At 41.4% G+C, this 18,218-nt stretch carries 16 protein-coding genes and 2 tRNA genes; 14 read left to right on the top strand and 4 right to left on the bottom strand.

Annotated elements, in window-relative coordinates; translation table 11 throughout:
- Positions 1-458 precede the first annotated feature (458 nt).
- Together ppnP and rlmB are read left to right on the top strand one after the other, a co-directional pair.
- Positions 459-794, top strand: coding sequence for a pyrimidine/purine nucleoside phosphorylase (gene ppnP / locus ACT3S4_RS08775; protein WP_045443006.1), 336 nt, complete (start codon positions 459-461; stop codon positions 792-794).
- A gap of 212 nt (positions 795-1,006) precedes the next feature.
- Positions 1,007-1,777 carry a 23S rRNA (guanosine(2251)-2'-O)-methyltransferase RlmB gene (gene rlmB / locus ACT3S4_RS08770; RefSeq protein ID WP_055123702.1) on the top strand — a complete coding sequence of 257 codons (771 nt, stop codon included), beginning with the start codon at positions 1,007-1,009 and terminating at the stop codon, positions 1,775-1,777.
- On the opposite strand, the gene coaE is transcribed toward rlmB, so the two are convergent.
- The 4 genes from coaE to pilB all read right to left on the bottom strand — a co-directional run bounded on the left by coaE (position 1,740) and on the right by pilB (position 6,805).
- On the bottom strand, positions 1,740-2,426 hold the full coding sequence (gene coaE, locus ACT3S4_RS08765) for a dephospho-CoA kinase (RefSeq protein WP_109590566.1): 687 nt from the start codon (positions 2,424-2,426) through the stop codon (positions 1,740-1,742). The genes rlmB and coaE overlap by 38 nt on opposite strands.
- Positions 2,427-2,550: 124 nt before the next feature.
- Complete coding sequence (locus tag ACT3S4_RS08760) at positions 2,551-3,453, bottom strand: prepilin peptidase (protein ID WP_109590568.1); 903 nt, start codon at positions 3,451-3,453, stop codon at positions 2,551-2,553.
- Positions 3,454-3,478: 25 nt separating this feature from the next.
- Positions 3,479-4,702 carry a type II secretion system F family protein gene (locus ACT3S4_RS08755; protein ID WP_109590570.1) on the bottom strand — a complete coding sequence of 408 codons (1,224 nt, stop codon included), beginning with the start codon at positions 4,700-4,702 and terminating at the stop codon, positions 3,479-3,481.
- A gap of 393 nt (positions 4,703-5,095) precedes the next feature.
- On the bottom strand, positions 5,096-6,805 hold the full coding sequence (pilB, locus tag ACT3S4_RS08750) for a type IV-A pilus assembly ATPase PilB (protein ID WP_109590572.1): 1,710 nt from the start codon (positions 6,803-6,805) through the stop codon (positions 5,096-5,098).
- A gap of 626 nt (positions 6,806-7,431) precedes the next feature.
- Here pilB and tpiA point away from each other — a divergent pair.
- The 12 genes from tpiA (at position 7,432) to ACT3S4_RS08690 (ending at position 17,884) form a co-directional block, all read left to right on the top strand.
- Positions 7,432-8,244 (top strand): triose-phosphate isomerase, encoded by an 813-nt coding sequence (gene tpiA / locus ACT3S4_RS08745; protein ID WP_109590574.1) that lies wholly within the window; start codon positions 7,432-7,434, stop codon positions 8,242-8,244.
- Between the two features lie 214 nt (positions 8,245-8,458).
- Positions 8,459-8,767, top strand: coding sequence for a preprotein translocase subunit SecG (gene secG / locus ACT3S4_RS08740; protein ID WP_025652589.1), 309 nt, complete (start codon positions 8,459-8,461; stop codon positions 8,765-8,767).
- A 186-nt stretch (positions 8,768-8,953) separates the two neighbouring features.
- Positions 8,954-9,037 (top strand) — tRNA-Leu (locus ACT3S4_RS08735).
- A gap of 125 nt (positions 9,038-9,162) precedes the next feature.
- Positions 9,163-9,239: transfer RNA gene (locus ACT3S4_RS08730), tRNA-Met, on the top strand.
- 446 nt (positions 9,240-9,685) lie between these two features.
- Positions 9,686-10,186 (top strand): ribosome maturation factor RimP, encoded by a 501-nt coding sequence (gene rimP, locus ACT3S4_RS08725; protein ID WP_045454872.1) that lies wholly within the window; start codon positions 9,686-9,688, stop codon positions 10,184-10,186.
- A gap of 158 nt (positions 10,187-10,344) precedes the next feature.
- A complete protein-coding gene (gene nusA / locus ACT3S4_RS08720) occupies positions 10,345-11,829 on the top strand; it encodes a transcription termination factor NusA (RefSeq protein WP_055123697.1) in 1,485 nt (494 codons plus the stop codon).
- A 151-nt stretch (positions 11,830-11,980) separates the two neighbouring features.
- Entirely contained in the window at positions 11,981-14,707 is a 2,727-nt protein-coding gene (gene infB / locus ACT3S4_RS08715; RefSeq protein ID WP_045443021.1) for a translation initiation factor IF-2, read from the top strand.
- A gap of 203 nt (positions 14,708-14,910) precedes the next feature.
- A complete protein-coding gene (locus ACT3S4_RS08710) occupies positions 14,911-15,315 on the top strand; it encodes a ribosome-binding factor A (RefSeq protein WP_045443024.1) in 405 nt (134 codons plus the stop codon).
- A 16-nt stretch (positions 15,316-15,331) separates the two neighbouring features.
- Positions 15,332-16,411 (top strand): tRNA pseudouridine(55) synthase TruB, encoded by a 1,080-nt coding sequence (gene truB, locus ACT3S4_RS08705; protein WP_109590576.1) that lies wholly within the window; start codon positions 15,332-15,334, stop codon positions 16,409-16,411.
- Between the two features lie 375 nt (positions 16,412-16,786).
- The gene (locus tag ACT3S4_RS08700) at positions 16,787-17,311 is read left to right on the top strand and encodes a type 1 glutamine amidotransferase domain-containing protein (protein ID WP_045454877.1); all 525 of its coding nucleotides are present in this window, start codon (positions 16,787-16,789) and stop codon (positions 17,309-17,311) included.
- A 99-nt stretch (positions 17,312-17,410) separates the two neighbouring features.
- Positions 17,411-17,572 (top strand): hypothetical protein, encoded by a 162-nt coding sequence (locus ACT3S4_RS08695; protein WP_201552322.1) that lies wholly within the window; start codon positions 17,411-17,413, stop codon positions 17,570-17,572.
- A 135-nt stretch (positions 17,573-17,707) separates the two neighbouring features.
- Positions 17,708-17,884, top strand: coding sequence for a hypothetical protein (locus ACT3S4_RS08690; protein WP_170108275.1), 177 nt, complete (start codon positions 17,708-17,710; stop codon positions 17,882-17,884).
- Positions 17,885-18,218 lie beyond the last annotated feature (334 nt).

The raw sequence follows: 18,218 nt of genomic DNA, 5'->3' as shown, positions 1-18,218 counted from the left end.
AAAATGATGGCGTTAGACTAAGAATGGTTGCGGATCAAATGTATAAAAAAAGCCCCATTATAGTGATAAGGTGCTGACTCAAAAAAAGATGAGTAAGTAAGTTTAAGATTCGCATCAAACAGCATTTTCCTAGTCGCTTTAACAAACTTTATAGATATAATGTGGTAGCATAATCTCACATAATGATAAACTCTTCTGATTAGATTAGTACGGTGTAATACACGATAACGAGTCATAATTTTGTAAAATGATAGGCGTATAGTTGGAAGAGTATGCCACTCGGTCATTATTCTAAAGTATTTTCATAGAACCTGTGGCTAGCTTTAGCGCACAGATATCTAGTATAGAAGGATACAGTACGTAGTACAGAGGTGTCGGTTAACGACGCAACTCTGGCGGTACTCTAACCAATTACTTATTTTTTAGTTTCGTAATGATTATTTGATAAGGAAGCCACTATGACAGCGGCGCAATTTACTAATGTAACAGTCAATGCTCAAGCGACGGTATCTTATGATGGTCGTTGTTCAAGCCACACTATTATGTTCGAAGATGGTCGACATAAAACATTGGGCGTTATCTTGCCTTGTGATAATTTGGTTGAGCATTACCATTTTAGCACCAATACCTCCGAGCGTATCGAAATCACGGGCGGTGAGTGTGAGGTCAAAATTAATGGTGATGAAGAATTCAGCTATTACCGCGCTGGTCAATCATTCGTGGTTGAAGGCAATAGTGGTTTTAATCTGCGGACAGAAGAAATTGTTCAATATATCTGCCACTTAGAAGGGTAAGTTTGCTAAAGCTGTTATTAAGTGATTGATGACAGCAAAAAGCCTTTTACTCAAAAAAAGAAAAACCTTATCGGATTGGTAAGGTTTTTCTTTTTCTGCTGATATTATTTATATGCAGATATCCATTTATTGATACAATTACTGTCATCTCTTTTTATCGCCTAGTTTTTATCATATAGCGCGATACCCACTTTATAATCAATAGGCCTATTATGGCAAAACCTACCTATTTTTATGGCATTCATGCGATTGATGCCTTACTCGAATATCGTCCTTTAGATGGGCTAAGCTTGTTTGTGCAGCAAGGTCGTGAGACTGATAGCCATGTACAAGCGATTATGGCGCAAGCACGTGACAATGGTATCAGTATCCAACCCACGCAAAAAGACAAACTCACGCAATTGTGTGGCAGCCCGCAGCACCAAGGTGTGGTGCTGAATGCGCGTCCTTTAGGATTTGCTGATGAAGGCTTGCTTGCTACCCTTGCTGGGCGTGACCAATGCTTATTATTGGTCTTAGATCAAATTACGGATGCACATAACTTTGGTGCTTGCTTGCGTACCGCAGTGGCGATGGGTGTGGATGCCGTGGTTTGTCCGAAACATCATGCGGCAAGTCTGACACCAACAGTGGCTAAAGTATCAGTCGGTGCAGCAGAGATGATGCCGATTATTAGTGTTACCAATCTGGCACGTACGCTCACGCAAATCAAAAATGCTGGGGTATTTGTGTTTGGTACAGCGCTTAATGCGGATGCCAAACCCATTCATGCTGCTGATCTGACTGGCAAAACAGCCATTATCATGGGTTCAGAAGGTGAGGGGATGCGTCGCCTGACTATGGAGAGCTGTGATGAGCTGGTGTATATTCCGATGTCAGGAAATGAGCATGGCAACCTTCAAAGTCTAAATGTGAGTGTTGCCACTGGTATGGCGCTATATGAAGTCAATCGACAGCGTACTTTAGCTGCTGGGCAAGCTTAAGATATTCTTGGTGTAATGGCGCTAATTGCACATACAGAGCCGCAAGATCACTTTCGTTGAGCACCACATCATCTGCATGACGATTACGCTCTTCGCGGCTCAGCTGATTCACCATGATGGCTTTGATTTTTTGTATGCTTTGTTCGTCGCGCTGACTGGCACGCGCAATCTGCGTATCTTCGGTGGCATCCATTACTAAGATACGTTGGCATAAATTGGCAAGCCCTGCTTCTGCTGCTTCAATAAGTAAAGGCGCTGACAATATCACGTAAGGCGAAGTACTGGTTGCCAACTGTGCTTTTGCTGCTTCGCGTATCGCTGGGTGAGTGATTGCTTCTAACTCAATCAATGCCTCAGGATGTGAAAAGACGTGCGTTCTTACTGCCACTCGATCCATTGATCCATCACTATTCAACACCCAATCACCAAATTTTTTCTGGATTTTGTGCAGAGTGTTGCTACCTTTAGCGACGACTTCATGGGCAATCACATCCGCATCGATAATATCAATGCCTTGCTCAGCGAACCAAGCACTCGCAGCGGACTTACCACTACCGATACCACCCGTTAAGCCAACTACTAAAGTTTTGCTTTTCTTTTGCGGGGTCTGGGGCTTATGAGAATAAGGTGAAAATGATTGTTTTGACATAATAATGACTTATCTGCTCGATATAATGACAGTGATGGTTATAAGCTAAGAAAGTATTTTGGTGCCTATTTTAAGATTTGGTGTCTGTTTAAAAAGGAGTGACCGAAATACTTTCTAGGACAATTTAGTAAGTATACATGCCGAGATACCAGTTGACGATATCTGAGCCATATAATAAAGCAACAATACCAGCGATAGCGATATAAGGACCAAAGGCAAACGGCTTGCTTTCACCCTGCTTCTTCATCAAAATAATCCCAACAATTGAGCCTAATAGAGAAGACAATAAAATAATCAATGGCAACATCATGGGCCCAAGCCAAGCACCTAATACTGCCAATAATTTGAAATCTCCCTGCCCCATACCATGCTTTTTAGTGATTAGATAAAATATCTTAACCACTATCCACAATGACAAAAACCCTAGCAATAAGCCCCAAATTGACTGGGTAGGTGAGACAAACCAGCCTTGTGAATTCACTGCTAATCCTAAACCCGCTAATGGAAAGGTCAAGCGATCAGGCAGTAATTGGGTATCAAAATCAATACCGGTTAATGCAACCAGCGTCCATACCAAAATCAGGGCTGACAAGCCAGCTGCAGTTACGTCAAACTGATAAATCACTAACATTGATAGTAGGGCTGTTGCTAGCTCAACCAGTGGATAACGCAGTCCAATCGCTGCTTTACATTCTGAGCAACGGCCACGTAGTATTAACCAGCTAATTAACGGTATGTTTTCGTACCACTTTATTTTGTGGGCGCAATGAGGGCAGCGTGAGGCTGGTCGACTCAAAGTAATCGGCTGGTCAGCCGCTACGATATTTGTTAGGGGCAGAGTGTGTCCGCGAGGCATATCTGCTTGTTCTGACATAAACTGGCTGCACTCTTGTCGCCAGCTATAAACCATCATCAGCGGAATACGGTGAATCACCACATTTAAAAAACTGCCAACGCAAAGACCTAGTAGGCCGAATATGCCTAAAGCGATAGGCATATTGTCTTGTAATAACTCTATAAATTGCATGAACAAGCTGTCCTTTAAATAGCTTTTAGCCTACTACTGAGCCCATTTGGAATATTGGTAAATACATGGCAATCACCAAGCCGCCAACTAATACACCGAGCACCGCCATGATTAAAGGTTCCATTAAGCTGGTCAATCCATCAACGGCGTTGTCTACTTCATTTTCATAATAGACAGCAACTTTATCTAACATCTCTTCCAAACTACCGGATTCTTCACCGATACCGACCATTTGAATGGCTAAACTTGGGAAAAGGTTGGTTGAGCGTATCGAAAACTGTAGCTGTTGACCAGTAGAAACATCATTTTTGATTTGCTGAATAGCGTTATAAAATACGACATTATTTGCCGCACCAGCAGTAGATTCAAGAGCGTCAATAAGCGGCACGCCCGCAGCAAAGGTAGTCGATAGTGTGCGGGAAAAACGGGCAATAACCGCTTGATAAGCGATATTTCCAAATATTGGTGCTTTTAATACTGCACGGTCTAAAAAATCACGGAATTTTTTAGACCGTTTTTTGGCCTCCGAAAAACCAATAATGGCACCACCAATAATAACAACTAGAATGAACCACCATACCTGCATCCACTCAGACATATTAACAACCATTTGGGTAAATGCAGGTAAATCTGCACCAAATGAGCCAAATAATTCTGAAAATACCGGCACGACCTTTATTAGCAAAATCATAGTCACAATAATAGCGACAACGACAACCGCGATAGGGTACTTCATTGCTTTTTTAATTTTGGCTTTAAGTAATTCACTTTTTTCTTTATAGGTAGCAACACGTTCAAGCATGGTTTCCAGTGCACCAGACTGCTCACCAGAATCGACAAGTGAACAAAACAGGTCGTCAAAATAACGGGGATGCTTACGCAATGCTGAAGCAAAAGTCCCACCCGCTTCAATGTCATATTTTATTTGTAATACCAAGTCTTTCATACTTGGATTGTCAAGTGAGTCAGCAACAATCTCAAAGGATTGAGTCAATGGCACACCCGCTTTCATCATAGTCGCTAATTGACGGGCAAAAATGGCAATATCGATAGGTTTGATGGATTTTTTGAAAGTGTAAAGTGGCTTTGGTTTTTTCTTGATACCTTTAACGCTGATACCTTGTTTGCGTAAAGTTGCTTTTGCTAACTCTAAACTACGGCTGGTGGTCTCTCCCTTCACTTTTTGTCCGCGTCGATTCACCCCATCATAGACAAAGTCTAACAGCACGTCGGTCTTCGCTTTTGCCATGTTACTACCCTCAAAATATTGTCTAATATAGATCTTGCAAAGATGTACAACGATGCCTGACTCATTACATAAAAGAGGCATACTTTATTTTAACGTAAAAAACCAGTATAACTCTGTTTTATATTTAAGTATATCTGGTAGAGATTATTGCTGATTTATAAAAGTCCGTACGATTACCACCCATCATATAAGTCCTCATATAAATAATGGCATTACTCATATAAGGACAGTTTTGAATGTCCAAATACCCTTTTATCAGTGCATTACTAAAAGCTATTTTTTCGACAATTCAAGATTAAAAAGTAGTTGGTTTAGTCACTTCAAACGTTCCTCTTTAGTGATCAGCAGTGTCTGTATTTTTGTGCGTATGCAACATACGCATAGCCAGTATTCTTATTCAGAAGTGACGCGCATCATTTCTTGAATACTGGTTACGCCTTGTAAGACTTTTAAAATCCCAGAGCGACGCAGGTCTCGGAAGCCATTTTTAAGTGCAGCGTCTTTTATATCTATCGCGTTACCGTCTTCCATAATGATGCGTGAGATATCAGGGCTGACTTTCATAACTTCGTAGATACCGACTCGTCCTTTATAACCTTCACGGCATTCATTACAACCTACTGGCTCGTGAATGATATTGTCTGGATTGTCCAAATCAGCGTCTGTAAAGCCGAGCTCAAGCAGACTTTGCTTAGGGATGTTAATAGGTTTTTTGCAGTTTTTACACAAACGTCGTGCTAAGCGCTGGGCGATAACCAAGTTTACTGAAGTCGCGATATTAAAGGAGGCCACACCCATGTTCCGCAGCCGCGTCAGTGTTTCAGGTGCTGAGTTGGTATGTAGGGTTGAGAGCACCATGTGCCCTGTTTGCGCTGCTTTAATTGCAATTTCAGCAGTCTCAAGGTCACGAATCTCACCGACCATGACAATATCAGGATCTTGTCGTAAAAAAGATTTGAGGGCATTTGCGAAAGTTAGACCCACTTTTGGATTGACGTTGACTTGATTGATCCCCTCCAAGTTAATCTCCACTGGATCTTCAGCAGTGGATATGTTGGTCGCGCCAGTATTTAAAATATTAATACCAGTATAAAGCGACACGGTCTTACCAGAACCAGTTGGTCCCGTGATAAGCAACATACCTTGTGGTTTATGCAGTGCCTCTAAAAACATATCTTTCTGATCAGGTTCATAGCCGAGCGCTTCAATACCCAACATCGCTGAAGAAGGATCCAAAATACGAAGTACAAGTTTTTCGCCAAATAGGGTAGGCAGACAGCTTACTCGAAAGTCGATGGCTTTATCTTTAGATATCTTGAGCTTGATACGTCCATCTTGTGGCACACGGCGCTCTGAAATATCCATCTGCGACATGACTTTTAAACGGGCTGCAATTTTCCCAGCCAGTTGTACGGGTGGATTGGCCATTTTTTGCATCACACCATCGACACGAAAGCGAACGCGATAGGTTTTTTCATAGGGTTCAAAGTGCAAGTCAGAGGCACCCATACGAATGGCATCAACCAGCATTTTATTAACAAATTTTACAACGGGTGCTTCCTCGACACCATCACTAAGCTTGGTCTCGCCTTCCTCTTCTTCACCTTCATCAAAGCCAACATTTAAATCGCTATCAGAGAAGCTATCAAAATTTTGCATGGCATCAGCGTAAAGACTCTCAATACGCTTTTTTAACTTGTCTTCTTCGACGACAATAGTTTCAATAGACAGCCGTGAATTAAAAGCAATAGCGTCAATTGCATCCACACGAGTTGGATCACTTAATGCGACGAATAAACGCTGTCCTCGTTTGAATAATGGCAACGCATTAAATTTACGAATGATTTTTTCATCTACTAAGTCTTTTGGAATGACATCAACATGTAAAGCATCAAGATCGAAAAGAGGATCGCCAAACGCTTGTGACAACATCTGCGCAAGATGATAAGCATCTGCTAATTTATTGTCGACTAGGTAGGGCACTAGTCCTACTTGTTGCTGTTGCGATTCGGTCTGCGCGATTTTCATATTCGCTTCGCTGACGATACCTTCGCTGATTAGCTGGTGCGCTAAACCACCATACTTGCTCGTGGTGATAGACATTACGACTTCTCCTTAATATCCAATATGCTATATATTTGTCTGAAATCCATATACTTCTGAGAGCCACTTACTATTATAATTTTTAACAAATACCTGCTATAAGTCATTGTTAGCCTTTAGGCCATCATGAATAACAGTCAATGCAGAGATGCTCTTATGAGATTTAGCAGAGAAACCGTTTTAATAGTGTAGTTCATCAGTAGCTTAGTTGTTAGATTCTTGATAATAGTCTGTTATATATAGACACAATACTATAAAACATTACTTTAGTTTAAAGATTTTATATGGACGATTGAGTGCTTGACCCAAAAAATCATAGCTTGAGACAATGTCTAGGGCGTGTCTTCAATTCAATAGACTATTTTCTAAATAAGCTAAATTTTGCCAAACATCGTCAAATAGCTTATCAATATCTCGATAATATTTGCGCTACTTTCCTTGTTTGACAGTAATTTATCTCATTTTTATCATTATTTTTTAGAGTGAGGACACGCCCTAGTAAATATTTGCATTGACTGTCTGTTTTTCTGCTGGCGGCAGCATACTATAGCACTTGGGAATTATTTGTTATACTGGCGCGCATATTAGCCAAATTGGCAAGAATAGATGAAACAAGGTAGATGAGTATGCAAGCTTGGGTAATTGGTAATTGGAAACAGAATCCAGCAACGAGTCACGACGTCGATTTATTGTTGAATAATTTGTTGACTACAATTGATGCTAAAGAGCAAGCCGCCATAGAACGGTCAAATAGTCGCTGTCAGTTGATGGTGGCACCAAGCTGTATTCATCTGGCAGCTGTCAGTGCGCGTTTAGCTGGTAGTTCGATATTGAGTGCAGCGCAAGACGTCAGTGCGCATAGTGCCAGTGTTGGCGCTTATACGGGTGAATGCTCAGCACAGCAAATAGCAGACGCTGGGGCAACTTGGACAATACTAGGTCATTCTGAGCGTCGCCAGTATCATAGCGAGTCTCACGATACGTTATTTCAGAAAGTGACTCACGCACTTACCCAAGGTTTGGGCGTGGTATTTTGTATTGGTGAAACTCAGGCTCAATATGATGATAAGCAAACCCTTGACGTAATTGACACTCAGTTATCAGTCATAAAAGAAGTGATTACTACCCAACCAGATATCATGTCATCACTATCTGATCGACTGATCATTGCTTATGAGCCAGTGTGGGCGATTGGTACTGGCAAAGTCCCAACCGTGAGCGAAGTCAGTCAAACGCATCAGCATATTAAGCAAACCATCACAGGCTTTGCAGAATCACTAAAGGTAATGAGTGTGCTATATGGTGGTAGTGTCAATGCGGATAATGCCGATAGCTTTGCCGCAGATCCTATGATTGATGGGGCATTGGTTGGCGGCGCATCATTAAAGGTAGAGAGTTTTTTGGCAATTGCCAATGCCTTTAGTCGAGCTAAAGACTAGTTAATAGAGATAAAACGTGCATTTCATGGCGGTCTCGATTATAAAATGTCTTTATCAGTTGGCAAAAGTAGGTTTAACAGTGCCCTTGCAATCGTGTACAATGCGCCTTATTTATATAATCGATTTGGCAGCATTACCCGTCAATTGCTATTCCTATTAACCGTAAGATTTATTTTCCGTTATCAGTCGTCATTACGCGGCAAAAGAGGCCACCATGTTTACGTTTATATTAGCCCTGCATATTATCGTGGCGATTGCCATGATCGGCTTGATTTTGATACAGCATGGTAAAGGGGCAGACGCTGGAGCTTCTTTTGGCGCTGGCTCGTCAGGTACGGTCTTTGGTGCGGCAGGAACAGCGAACTTTTTAACGCGTGCGACAGCAGTATTAACAGTGATATTTTTTATCACCAGTATGACGCTAGCCGTTCACGCGCGCAAACAGGCTGAAGATCAGTTCCGTTTAGATGCACCTGTGTCAGCACCACAAACGCCGCGTCCATTGACACAGAATCCTCAATAACTGTATTTTAAAGACATTTGCCTTTAATAGCTGTCTTTAGTCATTGCCTTTTAATTGAGGCAGCTCTTGCTATTTTGAGGCGTTAGATTTACAATACTTTTCTGTTTTAGCAGTCTGATTCTATCGATGCCTACCTTAAGCATCTATTATGATAGATTAGATAGTAATAGTAGAGCAGTGAAAAATGCGATTGTGGTGGAATGGTAGACACGCCATCTTGAGGGGGTGGTGGCGCAAGCTGTGGGGGTTCAAGTCCCCCCAATCGCACCAAGTTTTTAAAGTTGTAACGTATTAAGTACGGCGTTAGTAATATAGGTAAGAAATTTAGTTTAATTTATTTAAAATAAAGATTGACACTTATATAAACCCCCGCTATAATACGCACCATAGATTGATGCGGGGTGGAGCAGTCTGGTAGCTCGTCGGGCTCATAACCCGAAGGTCGTTGGTTCAAATCCAGCCCCCGCTACCACTTTTTATACTGATGTTTTGTACACTAAATTTGTCAGTAACGATTAGCCCACCATTATGTTTGTGGGTTTTTTTGTATCTGACGGTCAGTGGTATCGCGGTATCTATCCTACTTATGCTAAGCTCTAGTTCTATAGAGTGCGATATTATTCGTTATTGGTTGTCACCTGCCGCTATCGGCGCGCTGCTTCTTAAGCACACTATCCTTTATTCCTCACTCCTTTATCGGTAGTACTGCTTTGTGAATAATAAAAGCATTGTCTGGCTGAGCTTGATGTTTTTTGTGCTCATCCCTATATAAGCGCATATCATATAAAATAATATGTTTGTGATTTAAGATAATATAATGACTGTGTCTCTTACTAATAAATAAATTCCATGAGTGAGCGACAATTACGCAGTTTACTAAGTACGATAGATACGTGAATAGGAAAAGATAAATAGATTATGAAGCTTTCAACCAAAGTTACAGAACTGACCAATATTATTGCTCCTGCCGTCGCGGCTTGCGATGTGGCATTATGGGGTATCGAGTTTGCACCGCAAGGCAATCGCTCTTTATTACGCATCTATATTGAGGCATTGCCAGAAGAGCAGGCTCAAAATAAACAAGTAACCATTGAAAACTGTGCAGCAGTGAACCATCAAGTGAGCGGTATTCTTGAGGTTCATGATCCGATTGCTGGTGAGTTTATCTTAGAAGTCTCTTCACCAGGTTTCGACCGTGCATTCTTTTCCGATGAGCAGATGCATGCCTATGTTGGTCAAACCGTCAGCTTGCGTTTAATACAAGCGATTGGTGAAGGTGATCAAAAACGTCGCAAAGCGACAGGTACTTTAGATAGTATCGATGCAAATGTCTTAAATCTGACATCAAGCGATGGTCAGCAGTTTGAGATTGCGCTGAGTAATATTGATAAAGCCAATTTGATTTATGAAGATGCCTAAGCTTTTGTACAGCTTGGTTTGATTTGAAAACTTGAAGTAACAAATCATCCATCAGCATTTTAATATCCAAACAGCTTATATAGCTTACGGTGAAAATATAATAGCAATACATAAATTATAAAATTTAAGTCAATTAAAAATGATAGGACAGGTATAGCATGAGTCGTGAAATCTTAACGGTAGTAGAAACTGTCAGTAATGAAAAGGGCTTAAATCCTGAAGATATCTTTGAAGCGATAGAAGATGCTTTGGTGGTATCTACCAAGAAAAAAGTATACACCGAACAGCCAGAAGTGGCAGTACGGGTTGCTATCGACCGTACAACCGGCGATTATGATACTTATCGTTACTGGACAGTGGTTGCAGATGAAGACCATGAAATGCCGGCTTGTCAGCTAGCCATCAGCGATCTTGATCCAGAAGAATGGTCAATCGGTGATGTCAAAGAAGAACAGATTGAATCGATTGAGTTTGGTCGTATTGCTGCGACTCAAGCCAAACAAGTCATCATCCAAAAGATTCGTGAAGCTGAGCGTAATTTAGTAGCAGATGCTTTTGAGCCACGTGTTGGCGAGATGATGTATGGCGAAGTCAAGAAGCAGACTCGTGATGGCTATATCATTGATCTAGGTGACAATGCCGAAGGCTATTTGTCACGTGATCAGATGCTGCCGCGTGAGCAATTACGTGCAAAATCACGTATCAATGCCATTTTGTATCATGTAAACCGTGAAAACCGCGGCGCTCAGTTGCTACTGTCTCGTACTCATCCTGAAATGCTTTCAGCATTGATGCAAAAAGAAGTGCCTGAAATTGCCGAACAAATTATTGAAATCCGCAACGTCGCGCGCTTGCCGGGTACTCGTGCTAAAATAGCTGTGAAAACCAACGATCATCGTATCGATCCAGTTGGTGCTTGTATTGGTATGCGTGGTACACGTATCCAAGCCGTACAGCAGGAGCTTGATGGCGAACGCATTGATGTGGTGGTATGGTCAGATGATCCAGCACAGTTCATTATCAGTGCTTTAGAGCCAGCTGACGTCAGTAGCATCATCTTGGATGAAGATACGCAAACGGCTGATATTATCTTTAGCACCAATGATCAGTTGGCGCGTGCGATCGGTTCACAAGGTCAAAACGTACGTTTGGCGTCTGAGCTAACGGGCTATAAGCTTAATATGATGCTAGAAGAAGAATATCAGCAGCGTCAACAAAACGAATCGAAAGCCTTTATCGAATTATTCTATGAACGTTTAGAAGTAGATAAAGACTTAGCGCAAGCACTTGTCGATATTGGTTTTACCAGTATTGAAGAAGTGGCTTACGTACCAGTTGAAACCTTTTATGATATTGAAGGTCTAGACGATGAAGCAATTGAGATGATTCAAGAGCGTGCAAAAGAAGTCGTCATCGCTGATGAGCTGGTCAAACAACAGAACATGAAAGAGCCAAGTCAAGAGCTACAAGAGCTTGAAGGTATGACAGTCAATTGGGCTTATAAAATGGCACAAAAAGACATTATTACCGTTGATGATTTGGCAGAACAAGCAGTCTTCGATCTCGAAGATATCGAAGGTTTAGACTCTGAAACCGCAGGAAAACTCATCATGAAAGCTCGGGAATCTTGGTTCAATGAATAAGCGGTAACTGCATATCGCTGTCTTTTAGTGATATGCTATCGATAATAAAGTGCTGGTATGAACGCAGTACCAATACCAGCCTTACCCCAATCATTTGTAGCCAACAACTGAATTGAACATATAGCAAATAATAGACAGTAGGTGATAATAAATGGCAGATAAGACCGTCAAAGAACTGGCAGATATGGTAGGCAAAACCGCAAGTGCTGTACAACAGCAATTGGTAGATGCTGGACTGCCTGCTCGTGCAGAAGGTGACCTAGTCACTGAGCTTGAGCAAGAGAAGTTGGTGACGTATTTAAAGCAAAGTCATGGTCAGCAAGAAAAGCGTCGTATTAGTCTTAAATCTAAGACAACTAGTACTGCGCGCGTGACCGGCTCTTCAGGTAAATCTAAGAGCGTCAATGTGGAAGTGCGTAAAAAGAAAGTATTTGAAAAGCCTGATCCAGAAAAAATGGCTGAAGAGTTGGCTGCGCGTGAGCAAGCGATGATTGAGTCGCAAGAACGTGCTGCTAAAGATGCTGAAGAGCGTGCTGCTACCAAGAAAAAATCTGAAGAACGTCAAGCTGCAACCTTGGCTGCAATGCGTGCAAGCTTAGGCTCTAGCAAAAAGTCAGATGATAAAAACGACGATATCTCAACCTCAGTGGTTGTGAAAAAAGGTGGCAAAACCACTGTCGAAGTAAAACCTAAAGACCAACCGAAGAAAAAAGTTGCAGCGACGAAACCGAAAGTTGAAACGGCAGTTGAGCGTAAAGCGCGCGAAATGCGTGAGAAAGAAGAAGCTCGTTTACGTGAAATCGAAACAGAAACACGCCGCGCTCAAGCTGAAGAAGCACAGAAACGTACGCTTGAACAAATGCGTAAAATGGCTGGAAAATATACAGATCAGCCTGCTTCTGAAGTTCGTAAAGACGAGCCACTAGCTGAAGGTTTGGTTGGTGATGCCTTAGAAGAATCGTTTGAAAAAGAACGTCGTGAAATCAAGCGTGGCACCAGTAGTACTAGTGCTCGTGGCCGTGGTCGTCGTAAGAATCAAGATGAGCGTGAAATCAAAAACCGTAAAAACGGTTTGCGTTCAACGCAAGCATCACAGCATAAGTTCGAAAAACCTGTTGAAAAAATTGTTTACGATGTTGAGATTAGTGAACAAATTACAGTCGCAGATCTTGCTCAACGTATGGCAGTTAAAGCGCGCGAAGTCACCAAATTGCTTATGAAAATGGGTGAGATGGCTCGTGAGTCAGATACGATTGATCAAGCGACAGCAAGTTTGCTCGTTGAAGAGATGGGTCACAATCCAGTACTAGTTAGTGATACTAAGGTTGAAGACGATCTACAAGACGCCGTTGATGAGCGTAGCAGTAACGTTCAAACTCGTCCGCCAGTAGTCACGATCATGGGTCACGTCGATCACGGTAAGACATCATTACTTGATAAAATTCGTGAAACAAAAGTGGCAACTGGTGAAGCAGGTGGTATTACTCAGCATATCGGTGCTTATCACGTTAAGACCGATCGTGGTGTGATTACCTTCCTTGATACTCCAGGTCACGCGGCCTTTAGTGCTATGCGTTCACGCGGTGCACAGGCGACTGATATTGTTGTGTTAGTTGTTGCCGCTGATGATGGTATGATGCCGCAAACAGCAGAAGCTATTGATCATGCTCGTGCTGCTGGTACGCCAATTATCGTTGCAATCAATAAAATGGATAAGCCAAGCGCTGATCCAGATCGCGTCCTTAATGAATTGACTGCTAAAGAAGTCGTTTCAGAAGAGTGGGGCGGCGATACCCCAATGGCTCGCATCTCAGCCAAAACCGGCGATGGTATTGATGAGCTGTTAGAACTTATTAGCCTACAAGCTGAACTAATGGAGCTAGAAGCACCGTTAGATGGCGCTGCTCAAGGTGTGGTCATTGAATCAAGACTTGAAAAAGGGCGCGGTCCGGTTGTTAGTGTCTTAGTCAAAAAAGGCACATTGAAGCAAGGTGACTTGGTCTTGGCTGGCGAGCATTATGGTAAAGTTCGTGCGATGACTGATGAACATGGTAAGCGTATTCAATCAGCAGGTCCTTCTATCCCTGTAGAAATTTTAGGCCTACCTGAAACGCCAGCAGCTGGCAGCGAGTTCTTAGTCTTAACCGACGAGAAAAAAGCTCGCGAAGTGGCAGAGTTTAGAAGTAACCGTGAGCGTGAGCGTCAACTTGAACGTCAGAATGCCATGCGTTTAGAAAGCATGTTTGATCAGATGGAACAAGGCGATGTGTCATTCTTGAATATCGTATTGAAAACCGATGTTCGTGGTTCGCTTGAAGCACTGCTTTCTGCATTGAATGAGCTATCAACTGATGAAGTTAAAGTCAGAGTAATCAGCTCAGGCGTCGGTCCTATCTCTGAATCTGATGTGACACTTGCAGAATCTAGCGAAGCGGTATTGTTAGGTTTCAATGTTCGTGCTGATGCGACCGCACGTCGCAAAGCGGATGCCGCCAACATGGATATCCGTTATTACAGCGTTATCTATGGTTTGATTGATGATGTGAAAGCAGCTATGAGTGGTATGCTTGCGCCAGAACATCGTGAGAAAATCCTTGGTGTTGCAGACGTTCGTGAAGTATTCCGTTCTAGTAAGTTCGGTGCTGCTGCTGGTTGTATGGTGGTTGAAGGTACAATTTATCGCAACAAACCGATCCGCGTATTGCGTGATGACCAAGTTATCTTTACCGGTCAATTGCAATCATTGCGTCGCTATAAAGAAGACGTTAATGAAGTACGTACTGGCATGGAATGCGGTATGGCTGTTCGTGGCTATGATGTCGAAGCTGGCGATAAGATCGAAGTCTTTGAAATCCAAGAGTTTGCACGTACTATCTAACGTTACAGTTCGATAGCAGGATATCTAATCATGCAATATGCTTAATCAGCTGAGCAGATTAGTATCTTCTTAATATCTAGCTGTACTTAGGCCTAACAGGTACATCCTGCTAGGCCTTTTTTACCAACTATTAGTCCTAAAATTTGTTAATAAGCCAATATATCAATCAGCGAAAATAAGCCATATTAAAGTAAGGTAAAAATATGAACCAACGTCTACAACGCTTAGCCGACCAAATTCAGCGTGAGCTTGCTGTTCTCATCCGTGATGCAGTCAATGACCCTCGTTTAACTGGTTTTGTCACTATTTCTAGTGTCAAAGTTAGTCCTGACTTAGGATATGCTGATGTCTATGTCACCATCATGGAGCCTGAGCTTAACGATTCCATGAATAAGACCAATCATGAAGAGAGTATCAAAGTACTTAATAAAGCGGCGGGCTTTTTGCGCACCGAATTAAGCCACAGCCTAAAAACACGTACCACACCACGCTTGCGTTTTCATTATGACGAAGTGACTGCTCGTGGTAATTACATGATGGATTTAATCAGTAAAGCAGTGATTAAGACTGAAGAAAATGAGTCTGACGAGCAAGAAAACGAAGAGTAGAAGGGTAAAAGTCGTTATGTCTATCGCATCTACGCAAGCGGATAAAAAGTCTAGTAATCACTCTAACAAGATTAAAGTCTCGGGTGTTATTTTAGTTGATAAACCTAAAGGTATGACTTCACAGCAAGTGGTGTCAAAGGTGAAGTATCTTTTTAAGTCGCCAAATCATGACAGTAAAAAAGCGGGGCACACAGGGACACTTGATCCAATGGCAACCGGTCTATTGCCTATTTGTATGGGTGAAGCGACGAAATTTAGTCATTATCAGCTAGATGCAGATAAATCTTATCAAGCAACTATTCTACTTGGTGGTCAAACTGATACGGGTGATGCCGATGGTCAAATCGTTGCACAAGCACCCATTCCAAAATTTGATCATGTCCTTTTAGACAAAGTCGCCCAGCAGTTTTTAGGTGCTCAGCAGCAGATACCACCGATGTATTCTGCACTAAAAAAAGATGGCAAAAAACTCTATGAGTATGCTCGTGCGGGAATCGAGGTAGAACGAGCGCCTAGAGATATTGTAATCAAGGCCATTGATTTAAAAGCGCTTGATCATGAGAAAATTCAATTGACAGTGACCTGTACTAAAGGTACTTATGTGCGTGTACTCGGTGAAGACATCGCCAAAGCGATGGGTACATTAGGGCATTTGACTGCATTACGCCGTACGCAGGTTGGTGATTTTAAAATCAATGATGCGATTACTTTGCCAGACTTAGAAGCATTAGTGTTCGATAACAGGCAAGAGCAATTGATGCCGGTAGATGCTTGCATTAATATTGAAGCTGAGATGGTGTTGACGGTTGAGCAGTGTGAGCGTATACACATGGGTCAACGTTTGAATGTATTTGAGCAGCTGACAGACAGTCTGCGCGACTATATTTCAACTAGTATTAGCCATCAGTCGTCTGTGTCAGAAAACAACGATATTCAACTAGATAGTGATATGGTTAGTAGTGACGATGACCAACAACCCTTGATCCATGAGATTCCAGCTGATATTCGTTTGATAAATCAGCAAGGGCATTTTCTTGGATTGGGTGCCGTAAGTCTCAACGGTAGATTGCAGCCTAAAAAATTAATCCAGCGTTAATGTTACGGTTCTTATATAACCCTCGTTTAAACACGATTTAGCTTACTAATAGTTTACACTAATCACATATCCTCACATTTTATTGCAGGTTTCACCTATGGTGGAACCTGTTTTTTTTGTACTTTAGATCTACCGGATAGGAAGTCTGGATAGAAAAATAAATCGAACTAAGACTCTAACAATAAGAACATAAAAAATAATAAGATAAAAAGTCATATATCAAAAATAAAAACTAGGTTCGAAAGAGAATGTTTAATAGGAACAAGATGGGTCAGAGGAAGACTATACGGCCAATAATAACAACGACTCATAAAAATAAAGTATGAATAATAAAACAACTAAAAGAAAATTACTCATAACGAAAAAAGGAATATCATGAAAACCATCGCTTTTTTACTACACAATAACTTCGAGCAAGCAGAATACGAAGAGGTTAATAATCAACTCAAAGATAAAGGTTACAAGACACTTCTTATAACCACAAATAAAGAAAAAGAAGTGCAAGCCATGCAGCAAGATGTAGACAAAGGCGACACCTTTATTGCTGATATTTTTGCAAAAGACGCAAGCATTTCTGATTATGATGCGTTGGTGCTACCAGGTGGTACTGTCAATGCGGATACGATTCGTGGCAATGAAGAGGCTCATAGTATTATCAATGCTATCAATGATGCAGGCAAGCCATTAGCTGTCATTTGCCATGCTCCTTGGGCACTTATCAATACAGGTATTGCCAAAGGTAAAACGCTCACTGCTTATCATACGCTGCAGATAGATTTAGAAAACGCTGGTGCAAAATTTGTAGATCAAACAGTACAGGTAGATGGTAATTTGATTACCTCACGTAATCCAGATGATATCAGCAATTTCGTTGATGCTATTGATAAGGCATTATCTTAATTTTTCTACCCATTTACTGAATAATCAATTATTTATATTTCTTAAACATTCACAACTTATATTTCTTAAACATCCACAACCGTAACTGAGGAAAACATTATGTCAAACTCTAACCCAAACGATACCAAGCTTGAGCAACAACGTTCTGAGTCAGCAACTGCAGCACTTAAAAGCCAAACTGAGAACAATCATACTGAAGATAGTGAAGCCGCAGCAGAGCGTATTGCTGACAACCTAGGAAATGCTAAAGAAGACAAGTAGAGTATGTAAAGTGTTATCCATAATAGGGTGACACTGATATATTTGCTTATCACCTCAATATCACTGATGACATTTGCATTTCAATGTAAAAAGTATAAAGCAGCTACTTCAAAAAATAATAATTCAGGAGCTAATATGAGTAATTCATTGAATAACATGGATGAGCAAGAAAAAGAGATTGAAAGGCTTGCAGAAGACATCAATCCTAGCGAGCATGCTACTCCTGATAGTTTAGCAGAAGTTACCACAGCTGCACCGCTTGAAGATGATGAACTAGGCGGTAACGCGACGGAAGATGACGTCAAGAAATAAGCAAATTCTATTGCCTATTGACGGATGATTTAACTATAAAAAATAAATCTGACTTTACAAGTATTATGAAAAACTGCTGCTAGTTCAGCAGTTTTTTGTTATAATCACCGTCACATTTACATTAGGTTGAGATAAGACATCGTGCTTCATAGGCTGTCCAAAACGGATAGTTATATTAAGTGGTCTCTCATCGCAGCTTATTCTAAATGGTCGTTATGACTCATTAGCTTGTCGTACACTAGGTCAACTCTAGTAATGCAGGGTTGTCCTGAATGACGTGCAGGCTATTTTATTTACTATTCTACTGCTTTAGATTTTACTCAAATTCGAGAAT

Origin of the sequence: Psychrobacter sp. AOP30-A2-5, assembly GCF_052378115.1 — a bacterium.
Taxonomy (GTDB): Bacteria; Pseudomonadota; Gammaproteobacteria; order Pseudomonadales; family Moraxellaceae; genus Psychrobacter.
Note: the sequence above shows the minus strand (reverse complement) of the source record. Positions and strands in the feature narration are given on the sequence as shown.